The organism is Holdemanella sp. DFI.5.55 (assembly GCF_020593575.1).
GTDB lineage: Bacteria > Bacillota_I > Bacilli_A > Erysipelotrichales > Erysipelotrichaceae > Holdemanella > Holdemanella hominis.
In genome coordinates, this window is sequence record NZ_JAJDMK010000061.1 from 1 (window position 1) to 14,593 (window position 14,593).

Consider the following 14,593-nt stretch of genomic DNA (forward strand, 5'->3'; position numbering starts at 1 on the left):
CTTCTGGTGCTAAACGTAACATGATTTCTCCAAAAGTGACTACTTTTTGTTTCATATTAAATCTCCATTTTTAAATCTGGATTAATCAAATGGATTCCAAATCCAGCTATTTCTAAATCTAAATAAACAAAGTTAATTCGATTTGTCTTTTTATTACGTGTAATACTTTCTTCGACAAACTTCACACCTTGTTTAGAAAGGTGATACATTGCTTTTTCAGGATATGGAGTATAGATTCCGATGTGACCATTTTCTCCACGGCCTTTTTTATGTAAAACCTCAAATCCTACACCAGCAAAATTTGATTTTGGCTTTGTGTATTGTGTAAAGTGGAACAAAGAACATAATGTATCTGTCACTTGTTTTGATTCTTCAGGACTATTTGTGTTAATTCCAACATGAATTAACTGGAAGTCCAACAAACTTTTGATAGCTGCTTTTGATAAAGCTTCTATTCCATCCCAATCTTTTGCGACAACCAAATCATTTGGCAACATAAAGCTTCCGCCGATTGCTTCTACATTTGGCAATGAAAGATAATCATGCATATTCTTTGTGTTAATGCCACCTGTTGGCATAAAGTGAACGTTCGCATATGGAGCACTTAGATCTTTTAATTTCTTAGCGCCTCCACTTGATTCTGCTGGGAAGAACTTTAATTGTGTTAATCCCATTGAAAGAGCCATTTCAACTTCACTCGCTGTTGATACGCCTGGATACACTTCCACGTCATGATCCGAACACCATTGAACAACTTTCGTATTAAATCCAGGTGTAATAATAAATTTAGCTCCTGCTTCAACAGCTTCTTTTGCTTGTTCAACAGATAATACAGTTCCAGCACCGACTAACATATCTGGTAATTGTTCTGAAATAGTTTGGATTGCACTCGTTGCATGTTCGCTACGATATGTAACTTCAATAACATCGATTCCACCATTTAACAGTGCCTTAGCTAATGGGTATGCATCTTCTTTTTCTAGAATCTTAACAACAGGTACGATTCCTGTGTTGGAAATACGATTCATATACGATTCCATAGTTCCACCTTCCATTTTCTATACTTTGCGTGTGTCTAGTACGCGTTTACTTTTTAGTAAACCAGTTCACCTGTAGTCTAGTATAGTAAACCGGTTTTGTCAACTTGAAAAGTGAAAATAATCTGTTTTTTTATTTTTTTAATTTTTTCGTATATATTATAGGTAAGCGTTTTCGGAGTTTGTTAATTTTTGAACAAAATGTGTTGACAATCCATTTTTGAGGTGCAATAATGGTGTTGTCTAGTAAACCAGTTTACTTTTTTGAGGAGGCTATGGAGATTATGGTACGTACAGTAAATATCGAACCATTTACTAAAGAACAAGAGTTTTTAGCAACACCCGCCCTTACAAAAGAAGAATTAACAAATGCGTTTGAAGAATGTTTAAAACAAGTTAATTTAAATATGGAATATTTCAAAGATCGATTCCCATATTCATGTACTAAAGGTTTAAAGTATCCAATCATCGACAACATCGAATGGACTGATGGATTCTGGACAGGTATGTTGTGGTTGGCATATGAATATACGAATGATAAGAAATATAAAGAATTAGCTGATCGAAATATCGAAAGCTTCTTGCACCGTGTTGAAAATCGAATTGAATTAGATCACCACGATCTTGGATTCTTATATTCGCTATCTTGCGTAAGTGGCTATAAGCTTACAAAAAATGAGCATGCAAAAAAAGCTGCATTGTTGGCGGCTGATAAATTGATGGAGCGTTGGCAAGAAAAAGGACAGTTCTTGCAGGCTTGGGGACCTAAAGACAGTCCTGAACATTATCGATTCATCATCGACTGCATGTTAAACATCCCATTATTATATTGGGCAAGTGAAGTTACTGGTGATAATCACTATGCGGATGCCGCAACAAAACACTTCACAACAAGTTGTAAATATGTAATTCGTGATGATGCGAGTGCATATCACACATTCTATATGGATCCAGTTACTGGAGGACCAAGTCATGGTGCTACACGTCAAGGATATTCAGATGATAGTTCTTGGGCTCGTGGACAGGCATGGGGTATTTATGGAATCCCATTAAATATTCGCTACACGAAAAACACAGAATACGTTGATCTATATAAAGGAATGGCAAACTATTTCTTAAATCGTTTACCAGAAGACAATATTTGTTACTGGGATTTAATTTTTACAGATGATCCAGAACAATCAAGAGATTCAAGTGCAGCTGCTATTGCCGTATGTGGAATGCTTGAAATGGATCAATGGCTCAAAGAAGAGGATCCAAGTAAAAAGGTGTATCAAAAAGCTTGTGACAACATCACTCGCTCATTGATTCAAAACTATACTAACAATGATCACAAACCAGGCGATCCAATCTTGTATCATGGCGTATATTCATGGCATAGCGGTAAAGGCGTAGATGAAGGAAACATCTGGGGCGATTACTACTATATGGAAGCATTAATGCGTCAAATCAAGCAATGGGATCCATACTGGTAAAAATAAGGAGGAGATAAAATGGCAACACCAAACATCGTTATGACACGTATCGATGAACGTTTAGTTCATGGTCAAGGTCAATTATGGGTAAAATCTTTAGGCGTTAACACAGTAATCGTTGCGAACGATCAAGCAAGCCAAGATGCAATGGCACAAACTTTAATGAAGACTGTAATTCCTAAGGAAGTCGCAATGCGTTTTTACTCAGTACAAAAAGTTATCGACATCATTCACAAGGCAAATCCTGCTCAAACAATCTTCTTAATTGTAAAAGATTGTAAAGATGCTTTACGCCTAGTTGAAGGTGGCGTTCCAATCAAACAAATCAACATTGGAAACATTCACAACTGTGAAGGTAAAGAAAAAGTAACTCGTTCTATTTTCTTGGGTACTGAAGACAAGGCTGCATTAAAAGAAATGATTGAAAAGTATAACGTTGAATTTAATACACAAACTACACCAAGTGGTTCTGATGGAAGTGTATTAGTAGATATTAAAAATTATTTATAGGAGATAAAAGAATATGCAAATTACATTGTTACAGGCCGTAATCATCGGTCTATGGACAGCATTCTGCTACTCAGGGATGTTGTGGGGTATTTTTACGAACCGTGCTTTAGTATTAAGCTTCGGTGTTGGTATTGTATGTGGTGATCTTAAGACAGCATTGCAATGTGGAGCAATTGCTGAATTAGCATTCATGGGATTCGGTGTTGGTGCCGGTGGAACTGTTCCTCCTAACCCAATCGGACCTGGTATCATTGGTACATTAATGGCAATCACTATGGATGGTGTTACACCAGAAAGTGCATTATCATTATCTATTCCTTTTGCAGTCGCAATTCAATTCTTACAAACAGCTATCTATACAGTTCGTGCAGGTGCACCAGAAAGTGCAAACAACGCATTGAAAAAACAAGACTTTGCAAAATTCCGTTTACACTCTAACTTAACAATCTTATTATTTGCCCTTGTTGGATTCTTATTAGGATTCTTAGGTGCATACAGCATGGATACATTAAGTAAATTAGTAGCATTAGTACCAGCTTGGTTATTAAAAGGATTAACAGTTGCTGGTGGTATGTTACCTGCTATCGGTTTTGCTATGATCATGAGCGTTATGTTAAAGAAGGAAGTTGTTCCATTCGCATTATTAGGATACTTCTTAGCCGCTTATTTAGGCGTACCAGTAATCGGCATTGCTATTGTCGGAACTGTATTCGCATTAAAACACTATAACGATGCTGGAAATGTCGCTGTCGCACAAGCTGCAACTGAGGAGGTAGAACACGATGACTGGATCTAAATTAACAAAGAAGGATTACACTAAGACTACATTACGTGCTTACTTCTTACAAAATGGTTTTAACTATAGTAACTATCAAGGTTTAGGATACGCTTTAGTAATGTATCCTGCATTCAAAAAATTGTATGGTGATAACCCAGCTAAATTGGCTGAAGAATTAGACAATAACTGTGAATTCTATAACACAAACCCTAACTTCTTACCATTTATCACTTCTATTCACTTGGCAATGGCAGAAAACGGAATGGAATACGATGAAATTCGTGGTATCAAGATGGCATTGATGGGTCCTTTAGCAGGTATTGGTGACTCATTATCACAATTCTGTATTGCTCCATTATTCTCAACTATCTTTGCTTCTATGGCTATGGATGGTGTGGCAATTGCTCCATTATTATTCTTAATCTGCGAAAACGTTACATTATTGGCAATCAAACTTGTTATGGGTGGATATGGACGTCGTCTAGGAACAAGCATGATTGACAAATTATCTGAAAAAATGGGTGTTATTTCTGAAGCTGCAAGTATGATCGGTGTTACTGTTATCGCTGGTTTAGCTGCAACATTCGTTAAAATGAACGTCGCAATCACATTCTCTGCTGGTGCTATTGAAGAAGGTGTTAAACAATCTACAGTAGATATTCAGGCAATGTTAGATAAAGTTGCTCCTGCATTATTACCAGTATTATATACAGCATTAATGTATTACTTAATCAAGAAAAAAGGTATTACTACTTATTGGTTAGTATTGATCACTGTTGTTATCGGTGTTGCATTAAGCTGCTTAGGAATCTTAGCCTAATACATAAAGGAAGCAAATTTGCTTCCTTTTCTTTTTAAGGAGAACTCTATGAATCTATCTTACATAAAAAAACAACTACAATTCTGGGCAGACAAGAAGGATGTACTGCACGTAAAAAAATTATTAACGAAAGAAGATCAAATTCTAGTAAAAAGAAAATCAGAAGAACTGATTCAAAACATCTTTACGTTTGATAAACCATGGGACATGGAACGTTGCCAAATTCCTTACAAGCTAGAAACATTAGATTGGAACATACAATTAAACGATGATGAAGAATGGTGCTTCATGCTCAATCGTATGGACTACCTAAACTATCTAGTTCTTTCTGATCATATTGAATATGCCAAAACACTCATTTTAAACTGGATAGAAGCCCATCCAACAATTCAACCAGAACCAAGCACAAGAACACTCGATACAGGCATTCGTTTAATGAACTTCTTTGAAGCCCTGCCTTATTTGTACACAAACAATTTATTAAGTGATGAAGAAATCACTACGATTGCCAAATCCATGTTGGATCAGTGTGCGTATTTAAAAGAGCATTACATTCCAAAATACATAACATCAAATTGGGGAAGCATTCAAACATGTGCTATGATCAGCATATTACCTATGATTGAAGAACAAAGTGATATCTATGCTTGGGCATTCAATGAATGGAAAAGACAAATCCAAGCACAAGTGTATCCAGATGGTATGCATTGGGAACAATCCACGATGTATCATATTGAAGTCTTAAATTACTGCATGAAAGCTATGTATTATTCAGAACAAGAATTGCCACAAATTCATGCTTTGGCTAGAGCCATCTTCTTACAGGCTACCCCTCATAAAGAAATTGAAACATTCGGGGATACAGATCGCAGTAATATTCAAGATGTCATGACACGTGCTAGCTTCTTGTTTAATGAACCCACATGGAAGTCAATCGCATTTCATACTTTTGACATGGAATCTTTATATACATTAGGAGCTAAAAATGCCAAGATCTATCTAGAAAGTCAAGCTATTGAATCCAACGAACTTCACTTTGATGGAAATGATAGCGGTATGTATACATCAAGGAGTTCTTGGAAAGAAGATGCTAACTTTACCATGTTTACTAACGGATCATTAGGCAGTGGACATGGACATAGTGATAACTTACATGTATCCATTTACTATAAGGGAAACCCTGTATGTATTGATACTGGACGTTTAACATATCGTGAAGATCATCCACTAAGAGTACACTTAAAATCTATGGCAAGTCATAATGGTGTGATTGTAGATGAACATTGCTCATGTGTACCTAAGGATAGTTGGGGATATGAAGATTTTGGTGTTCCATTAAAGAATTATGTCTATCATAAAGATGGCATTCACTACTATGAAGGTACACTATTAGGACATGATCCGTTACAAGTATGGACAAGAAAAGTGATTGTCCTTGATATAGGTGTATGGATGATTGTAGATGAAGTAAAAGAAGACGGTAACCATCATGCTGTTACACGGTTTCATTTAGATCCAGATGCTAGTGATTTAAAAGGTTTAAAGCTTGTATCCAACATTCCATACACAAAGCATATTGAGCCATGTTCCCTTCGTTATAATGAAGAATTAGAGCATGATGTTTTATATTTTGAACAAGATTTCACGGATCATTTCGAACAATGCATTTGTTTTGTGGATAAAGCGATTGAAACAAAAGATGATTTTGTTCTTCAAAACAACGATACAAAACTAGATAATACGATTGTACACACCAAAAAGTTTATACTTTCAGAAGATGAATCTTATAGTGTAGCCATATTCCATAAGGAAATCTATAAAGGAAAGAAAGTATTATTCTTAGATGGTGAACCATTCCATTGCAAAGTATTTGTCGTACATAAGAAAAAAGATAAAGTAAAAACATATATTGTTCGTGCCTAGTAAACGCGTTTGCTAGAAAATGTAATATTTGTTAAAATTAGAGTATTGAAAGGATCCGCTTTATGAAAGAAAAAATAACCATTCGTGATATAGCTGAACGCGCTGGAACATCTAAAACCACTGTCTCTTTTTTTCTAAATGGTAAGACGGACAAAATGTCAGAGGAAACCCAAGCAAGAATTGCTCAAGTCATCAAAGAGACAAACTATCGTCCAAGTATTGCAGCACGCTCTTTAAACGCAAAAGAAACACGTTTAATTGGCGTTATCATTGGAGATATCACTAACACGTTTGCTAATCAAATCGTTAAAGGAATCGATGATTTCGCAAGAGATAATCGTTACCAGTTGATTGTTGGAAACAGTAATTATAATTTTGAAAATGAAAAAGGATACGTCAATCGCATGTTGGCAATGGGAGTTGATGGTTTTATCATCCAGCCATCCAGTCATTTTGCCGAATTGATTCCAAAAATCAAACAAGAAAATAAAGACGTAGTATTTATTGATTCACAAGTTTCTATGGATAAAGAAAAATGGGTCAAGACAAACAACTATGAATCCATATTGAATGTAGGAACACACCTAATCAATGATGGATATGATGAATTCATAATGATTACGGCAGATCCTCATGTATTAAGTACACGTTTAGAGCGTACAACTGGTTTTTCACACGCTTTAGAAACAAAAGGAAAAACATGCAAAACTCACGTTGTAGCAGATGATGTAACAAGCGATGCATTACGTGATCTACTATATAATGAATTACGTTTTGGTGTTCGCACCCTCATCTTTGTAGCCAACTGCTTCTTATTACCACGAGTTTATTTGGCATTAAAAGATTATCGTAACCTAATGCCAGATACAATTGGATTAATTGGCTTTGACAATACAGAATGGACTAACTTCTCTAGTCCAACCGTAACAACGATCGTACAGCCTGCCTATGATGAAGGCTATCAAGCTGCATCGATCTTAATTGATTCATTAAAAGGAGAAAACAAACAGATTCCAAATCAAATCTTAAAGTGTTCTGTGAACTGGAATGAATCAACCAAACAATATAATTAAAGATTTACAATGTTGCCCATATTTACTTATGGGTTTTTTTCTATCATCAAAAGTTAAATTCATATCTTAAATCTTTCATTAATTTTTATATTTTATCAGTTATAATTGATAAATTTTGACTTTCTACACTAAAGTTCAATTATAATTTCAATTAAAAATCTCAGCCCTTTTCTTGGACTGAGATCTTTTATTTTATCGCTTCTACCATTTCTTTAACATATTCCTCAACATACTTATGCGCATCTTTTCCATACTTTTCAACAATCTTCTCAATAGCTCCATCGGATTGATCAGCCATTTTTTTAGCTTGTTCTGGCGTTGAGATTCCAAAACCTACCGCAACAGGAACGTCTGCGACTTCTCGTACAAGATGTACCATAGCTGAAATATCTGTTGTAATCGTAGATTGAATACCTGTTACACCTGATACGCAATAAATAAAGCCACCTGCATCTTTGGCAATCGTTTGAATGCGTTGATGACTAGTTGGTACAATCATGCTGATCAAATCTAATTCATATTTCTTTAATACCACATCAAACTCTCCTTTTCCCTCATAAGGAACATCTGGAAGAATCAATCCGCTCATATTTCCTTCCACCATTTTATAACTAAGCACAACATTGGCATATGTCATAAATACCATAGGAATATTCGAGTCTTTACAAATTCTTTTAACCATCTCAAATATTTTATCGGTCGTTACACCATTGGATAATGCACGAATATTCGCATTTTAAATGACAGGACCCTATGCCGTTGGATCAGAGAAAGGAATTCCTAATTTCACCAAACTACATCCTGCTTTATCAAGGGCATATACAATTTCTTCGGTTGTTTCAAGATCTGGATCGTCACTTTGTCACAAACACAATAAAGGCCCACCATTTGAGAATGCTTTTTCAATTTGTTTATTCATAAATTATTTGGTGATTTTGTGGTTCCCAATGTTTTAAACAACATTACAGAAATTAGCTTGGTTCGTGCAAGTATCCCTCAATATGGGGCATTGGAAACTTTTCCGTATGAAAAAGATGATATTGTAGCTGTGATTCCTAAGGGGCATCCTTTATCCAAGAAAACTACGCCTATTGAAATTGAAGAATTTCATGGCATCCCTTTAGCAATTCCTTTTGATATTTCAAATACAGTTTACACTGTGTTTGGTCAACATGCCGTTGCGTACAATGTTGCGATTATCACTTCCATTAACGAAACGGCAATCGAATGGGCACGTACATTTAACACAATCGCAATCATCCCTTTTTTTGATGCGGATACAAGACATACTATGGATATGGTTATTCGCCCTATTCATGATCCAGGTATGTATATTTCAAATGTATTCTTGATTCGAAAGGATCGTGAATTATCTTATGCGGGTAAATTATTTTTAGAAGAAATTGGCGTTTTGAAGTAAATCATATTGACTTATCATTTATGTAATATATAATTAAATTAATGATAAACATTAATTATTTAATGTTAGGAGGTAATATCATGAATGATAAGTCTAAAGCTTTATTAAAGAAAATGTGTTTTATTTTAGAAATCATTCGAGGGACTTGTTTAATTTTTGTTGTGTTGTCAATTGGACTAAGCTTATTTTATGCCTTCAACAAGGATGTATATAATACGCTATTTGGAAGTATAAGAATTGACTATCTTCAATTGATCTTTAATGATGATTTGGCATTAAATAAAGATAAAATGTCCATGTGGTTACCATTGATTTTCTTAATCACCGCTATATTTGTATTTATTATATATAAAGCTGTACAAACAATTGAATCCATTTGTACAATTACGATGGATCACACTCCATTTGATGTTCGTGTTGCCAATCACATCAAAAACCTTGCCAAATATATTCTTGCAGGTGGTATTGTCTTTAATATTCTTGAAGTATGTCGTATTATGCAATTTAAACAAACCATCAACTTCGATCTACTTTTCAACACTAAATATGTTACACAAATCAATTTTGATATTCGTCTTCACTTAAGCTTCCTCGTTTTTGCAGCTCTAATCTATTTGTTATCTTATATATTTAGATATGGACAAGAACTACAACAATTGAGTGATGAGACGTTATAATTATGGGTAAGATCATATTGCGATTAGATCGTGTCATGGCCGATCGAAAAATGAGTTTAAAAGAATTATCTGAGAAAGTTGGAGTAAGTAACGTTAACTTATCAAAGATGAAAACGGGTAAGATTTCTGCGATTCGCTTCTCTACTTTAGAAGCCATTTGTGAAGCATTAAATTGTCAACCTGGTGATATATTGGAGTATGTAAAGGACGATGAAAAGAGCTAGTTGCTAGCTCTTTTTATATACATTTATCATTTGTTCTTGACGAGTAGATCCATTAAAACAGTTATTCTGTTCATAACTATTTTTAGCTTATATCGTTTTTATATGCGCCTAAAATGTTATAATTAAGTGGCATATGTAACTCAATACTAAATCAGCAAGTTGGAATTCTTAATTGATGATAAAAAGCAGAATCTTATTTTTTCACTCACACGAAAGGAGTAATCATGTCTTTAATTACAAACTATAAAAAACAACTATCAACAATAAATACCGAAGATACATATAAAGAAATTCGATGTTTCATCATTAGTGCTAAACAAGAAATATACAAATCTGTTAATTCAGCAATGGTTGAAGTGTACTGGAACATAGGAAAGAAAATCTATGAGGTCTGTGGTGAAAATGACCGTGCAGAATATGGAAAACAAGTATTAAAAAATATTTCCAAAGCTCTTACAAAAGAATTCGGTCAAGGATTCAGTGTTCAGAATTTGAGAAATATGAGACAGTTTTACATGAAATTTTAAAAGTGCTACACACTTTGTAGCGAATTGAGTTGGTCACATTATCGTCTATTAATGCGCATTAACGATGAAAAGGCAAGACAATTTTATATAGATGAATGTGTAAAATCAGCTTGGAGTGTTAGACAACTAGAAAGACAAATTAACACTATGTATTACCAGAGAATTTTAGCAAGTAAGGATAAAGAGTCTATCAGAAATGAAATCCAAACAACAGAACCTAAACCGGAATATGAAAAATTCATTAAAGATCCTTATGTAATGGAGTTTTTACAAATTCAACCTGATACACATGTGTATGAAGAAGATTTAGAACAAGCATTAATTGATCATCTTCAGAAATTCTTACTAGAACTTGGCAGAGGTTTCTCATTTGTTGCGCGCCAAAAAAGATTCACTTTGGACGGGCAAGATTTCTTTATTGATCTTGTATTTTACAATTACATCTTAAAGTGCTTTGTACTTATCGACTTAAAAATGGGTAAATTAACCCATCAAGATCTTGGCCAAATGCAAATGTACGTGAATTACTATACGCGAGAGTTAATGAATGAAGGAGATATGAAACCTATTGGAATCGTTCTTTGTGCAGATAAAAGCGACTCCGTTGTTAAATACACATTACCTGAAGACAACACACAAATATTCGCATCAAAATATTTTACTTATTTACCAACGGAAGAAGAGCTTAAAAAAGAATTGAATTTAAATGATTTTGAAAAGCTAGAAGACTAGACACAAAAACACAATTATCTCAAACTCAAAAAACCCCTTAAGCAAGGGATTTTTGACATTTACTAATTTTTTTAAATATACTATTTGTATATACGATAGAAAATCAATTTGGTAAATAAAGTACAGAGTATTAGACTTCCCATTAAATATAAACCTACTACTTCCATTTGAATTGTTCTAATAATCAACAATACAATCACATCCAGTATTGTTATGAAGCTCAACAATTTCACTATATACATCCTACAAATTTTTTTATAAGACATGCCAATGGTATGTAGCAGATCATACTCATTCTTATGTGAGTAGAAATGTTGATACAACTGCATATATACGATCACAATCGAAGTGATCATCAATACAAATTGATAGAAGTGAACTATTTTTTGACACATATTCATGATTTCGACAAGATTCTTTGCGTCCGTTTTATTATCGACTACATAGAAATCATCTCTTCTAGACAATTGGATATGATCAAGCTTCTTTTTTAGTAATGCTGGTTGTTTAGTATTTACCCACAAATCCCCCGTAATAAATGTATCTGGATATGAATTTAGCCATTCCATTACTTTTGATTCAGGTATATACAAAACTTTATTATCTCCACTATTTGTATGTTCTTCTACAGATAGATCGAGTACATCAATTAATTCTCCACCTTGTTTATACAGATGCAATCTTATATTGTCTTCATATGAATTACTTAAGACAAAATCATTATATTCATCTGTAACTTTGGTTTCTATTTGTTCATTATTTATATTCGCATCGCATTGAATAGTATAATTAAATTCATGCTCATATGACTTAAGAATTTCTTTTGATTCCTCAATAAATTCAGGAATCAATGTATGATCAAATATGTTAAATGTGGCACTCACATCATGTTCATACTGTACTTCTTGTTGATTTGTTTGAATCCAAGATGTTAATGACTGCATGGATACACATATAAACATCGAATTCATCGCAACAATCAGTGCAATAAACAGCCCATTCCCATTTCTCATTGTTTCAATAATAGATAGATTAGAAATATTAAATTTTCTAAAGAAATAATGTTTAGGTCGTACTAAACTCAATCCAAACGCAAATATATATTGTATAAATAAAATCAACAATAAAATACATAGATGATATTTTGATATATGTAAACTAAATGGAAGATTCATTTGAATCCATTTTAAAAACAAACCCCACAATAATAATGTAAATCCGATTCCCATACACTCAATCAGTGCAAAAAGCAAGGTATGTTCCTTAATCATATACAAACGAATTTTCTTTTTATTCATTCCCAATATATAGAGTTGATCATAAAAAGCTTTCTTTTTCTTTAAGTGTACAGATAGAACGCTATATATAAACAAGAAACAACATATACTCATAAACAGAATCAGAAATTTAAAAATATTTTCATATTCAGCATTCAAATGATATTTGGCAACCACCATATCCGAATTCAATTCATAATCCTGTACGGGTAGTGTTGCGATTGCCGATTTATCTTTTAAATTCGCATAGACATACATCACATCCTTTTTTGAATTTGTGGTTGTATAAAAACTATAATTGACAAGCTGATTATTTTGATTTTCATATACACCACTAATCGTATATTCTTTAGACTTCTGATCTGAATATAATTTTATCGTATCCCCCACCTTATATTTATTCTGATACTTTTTATGGATCAACACCTCATTAGATTTAGGATACTTTCCTTCTATCAAACGTATTGGATAGACACTAAAATTTGTGGTTGAAACCAAAGAATCAAAAGTACCTTTATACTCATAAGGCATTGGTGTTTCATAGCTTAAACTATCTAGGTATGTATCTGTATATTCTTTATTTTGTGTATACGCATGCGCCGTATATTTAACGTCATAATCCCCATAAAAGCCTTTAGCTGCATTAATTCGATATAAATCATAAGAGTCTTTTACTACAAAGAGAGAAGTTAAAAGAAATGTGCACAAAAACAGAATACTGAATAATAAAACATAGCTTTTCTTATTGCGTCTTCTATATTTCTTGACTATATTCATACAATTTTCCCTTGTTCTAAATGAATAATTCGATCTGCATAATTTGCGATTTTTAAATCGTGCGTAACCAATACAATTGTTTTTCCCTCTTTATTCAACGCTTTTAAAATGTCCATCACATTTTCAGCATTCTCACCATCTAAATTTCCCGTTGGCTCATCGGCCAGTATGATATCTGTATGTGCAAGAATCGCTCTAGCAATCGCAACACGCTGTTGTTGCCCTCCAGACAATTCATTCGCAAAACAATCTTTTTTATGCTCTAACCCTAACACTTTCAACACTTGATTCAATTCTTTTTCATCCACTTTTTTCCCTTTAATTTGACTGGTTAAACACACATTTTCTTTCACTGTCAAAAAAGAAATTAGATTAAAAAATTGATATACATAACTAATGTATCGACTTCTTAATGTACAACACTCTACATCCGATAAAGAAGACATCTCTTTATTTCGAACTACACAACTTCCCATATAATCCGTATCTAAACCGCCAATAATATTGAGCATGGTAGTTTTTCCACTTCCGCTTGCTCCAATGATCGCAACAAATTCCCCTTTTCTTATGTGCATAGAAACTGTATCGAGTGCCACACAATCTTTATACACTTTCTTTAGATTCTGTATTTTAATCATTATTAAAGCCCTCTGCCATATTTATTAACTTATTAATTCTACATTGGACCTCCAGAATATACAGTTACATATTTAGTACCCAACGCATGAGATATAGATCCTCCATATGCTGTAGAATATAACGTAATAGTAAAATATGCGATTGTTCTTGTTGTATTGAACGAGATATTATATCTTGCTGTTGTTCCTGAACCTTTTGGTGGTTGAGAAATACTTGTTGAAACGATTTTACCTGTACTGGCATCAACACTAATATAAGCGTAAATTACTTGCCCATTAATATTCACAGAGCCCTTGTTTGTATAAGACGCTCTTGTTTGAATTACATCACCCTTATTAACAACTTCAAATTTTTCTTGTTTATCATTATATCGAACAATCTCGCTACAAGAATATTCCTTATCTGGAGAATACTCCTCTACAATTGGTATTTCGCTAGATTGCTCTGCATGAATACTAGAAGTAAATGATACAACACATAAAATTGAACTAAGTACACACGCTAATATTTTTTTGATTTTCATGATATACTTCTCCTTTCTTTCAACCTCTAATAACCGTAGTTGAAGACGGCTTTGTTAATTTGTAACATTGAATATGTGAATGTGGATTTGTACATTTAATACCTGTAGCTTGACTACTTTCGAAAAGTTCTTACCACACCTTATTCCAAAACAGTGATTAGTTAGATGAGTCTTTGAATTC

At 33.6% G+C, this 14,593-nt stretch carries 14 protein-coding genes and 2 pseudogenes; 11 read left to right on the forward strand and 5 right to left on the reverse strand.

Going from position 1 to position 14,593, the window contains the following annotated elements; translation table 11 throughout:
- Positions 1-56 precede the first annotated feature (56 nt).
- Entirely contained in the window at positions 57-1,040 is a 984-nt protein-coding gene (locus tag LJE08_RS10525) for a bifunctional 4-hydroxy-2-oxoglutarate aldolase/2-dehydro-3-deoxy-phosphogluconate aldolase (RefSeq protein ID WP_227403178.1), read from the reverse strand.
- Between the two features lie 281 nt (positions 1,041-1,321).
- On the opposite strand from LJE08_RS10525, the gene LJE08_RS10530 reads away from it, so the two are divergent.
- From LJE08_RS10530 to LJE08_RS10555, 6 genes are all read left to right on the forward strand, one after another.
- Positions 1,322-2,512 carry a glycoside hydrolase family 88 protein gene (locus tag LJE08_RS10530; RefSeq protein ID WP_186999037.1) on the forward strand — a complete coding sequence of 397 codons (1,191 nt, stop codon included), beginning with the start codon at positions 1,322-1,324 and terminating at the stop codon, positions 2,510-2,512.
- Between the two features lie 18 nt (positions 2,513-2,530).
- A complete protein-coding gene (locus LJE08_RS10535) occupies positions 2,531-3,022 on the forward strand; it encodes a PTS sugar transporter subunit IIB (RefSeq protein WP_117926621.1) in 492 nt (163 codons plus the stop codon).
- Between the two features lie 13 nt (positions 3,023-3,035).
- Positions 3,036-3,818 (forward strand): PTS mannose/fructose/sorbose/N-acetylgalactosamine transporter subunit IIC, encoded by a 783-nt coding sequence (locus LJE08_RS10540; protein ID WP_117926622.1) that lies wholly within the window; start codon positions 3,036-3,038, stop codon positions 3,816-3,818.
- Entirely contained in the window at positions 3,805-4,620 is an 816-nt protein-coding gene (locus LJE08_RS10545; RefSeq protein ID WP_217256504.1) for a PTS system mannose/fructose/sorbose family transporter subunit IID, read from the forward strand. The genes LJE08_RS10540 and LJE08_RS10545 overlap by 14 nt, the downstream gene beginning before the upstream one ends.
- Before the next feature lie 48 nt (positions 4,621-4,668).
- Positions 4,669-6,543 (forward strand): alginate lyase family protein, encoded by a 1,875-nt coding sequence (locus tag LJE08_RS10550; RefSeq protein WP_227403179.1) that lies wholly within the window; start codon positions 4,669-4,671, stop codon positions 6,541-6,543.
- Positions 6,544-6,605: 62 nt separating this feature from the next.
- A complete protein-coding gene (locus LJE08_RS10555; RefSeq protein ID WP_227403180.1) occupies positions 6,606-7,616 on the forward strand; it encodes a LacI family DNA-binding transcriptional regulator in 1,011 nt (336 codons plus the stop codon).
- A 187-nt stretch (positions 7,617-7,803) separates the two neighbouring features.
- Here the strand turns inward: LJE08_RS10555 and trpA are convergent.
- Positions 7,804-8,409, reverse strand: a pseudogene (gene trpA, locus LJE08_RS10560) (tryptophan synthase subunit alpha).
- Positions 8,410-8,523: 114 nt separating this feature from the next.
- On the opposite strand from trpA, the gene LJE08_RS10565 reads away from it, so the two are divergent.
- The 5 genes and pseudogenes from LJE08_RS10565 to LJE08_RS10585 all read left to right on the forward strand — a co-directional run bounded on the left by LJE08_RS10565 (position 8,524) and on the right by LJE08_RS10585 (position 11,196).
- A complete protein-coding gene (locus LJE08_RS10565; protein WP_227403181.1) occupies positions 8,524-9,036 on the forward strand; it encodes a LysR family transcriptional regulator substrate-binding protein in 513 nt (170 codons plus the stop codon).
- 80 nt (positions 9,037-9,116) lie between these two features.
- Positions 9,117-9,713 (forward strand): hypothetical protein, encoded by a 597-nt coding sequence (locus LJE08_RS10570; protein ID WP_227403182.1) that lies wholly within the window; start codon positions 9,117-9,119, stop codon positions 9,711-9,713.
- 2 nt (positions 9,714-9,715) lie between these two features.
- A complete protein-coding gene (locus LJE08_RS10575) occupies positions 9,716-9,937 on the forward strand; it encodes a helix-turn-helix transcriptional regulator (protein WP_117926627.1) in 222 nt (73 codons plus the stop codon).
- A 224-nt stretch (positions 9,938-10,161) separates the two neighbouring features.
- Positions 10,162-10,614 (forward strand): annotated as a pseudogene (locus tag LJE08_RS10580) (DUF1016 N-terminal domain-containing protein); the annotation flags it as partial.
- On the forward strand, positions 10,612-11,196 hold the full coding sequence (locus LJE08_RS10585) for a PDDEXK nuclease domain-containing protein (RefSeq protein ID WP_227403186.1): 585 nt from the start codon (positions 10,612-10,614) through the stop codon (positions 11,194-11,196). The pseudogene LJE08_RS10580 and the gene LJE08_RS10585, both read left to right, overlap by 3 nt.
- Before the next feature lie 80 nt (positions 11,197-11,276).
- Here the strand turns inward: LJE08_RS10585 and LJE08_RS10590 are convergent, their stop codons facing one another.
- The 3 genes from LJE08_RS10590 to LJE08_RS10600 are packed head-to-tail and all read right to left on the reverse strand — an operon-like array spanning position 11,277 to position 14,412.
- Positions 11,277-13,250, reverse strand: coding sequence for an FtsX-like permease family protein (locus LJE08_RS10590; protein ID WP_227403183.1), 1,974 nt, complete (start codon positions 13,248-13,250; stop codon positions 11,277-11,279).
- Positions 13,247-13,888, reverse strand: a complete 642-nt coding sequence (locus LJE08_RS10595; RefSeq protein WP_227403184.1) for an ABC transporter ATP-binding protein — start codon at positions 13,886-13,888, stop codon at positions 13,247-13,249. The genes LJE08_RS10590 and LJE08_RS10595 overlap by 4 nt, the downstream gene beginning before the upstream one ends.
- Positions 13,889-13,926: 38 nt before the next feature.
- The gene (locus LJE08_RS10600; RefSeq protein ID WP_227403185.1) at positions 13,927-14,412 is read right to left on the reverse strand and encodes a hypothetical protein; all 486 of its coding nucleotides are present in this window, start codon (positions 14,410-14,412) and stop codon (positions 13,927-13,929) included.
- Between the last annotated feature and the right edge of the window lie 181 nt (positions 14,413-14,593).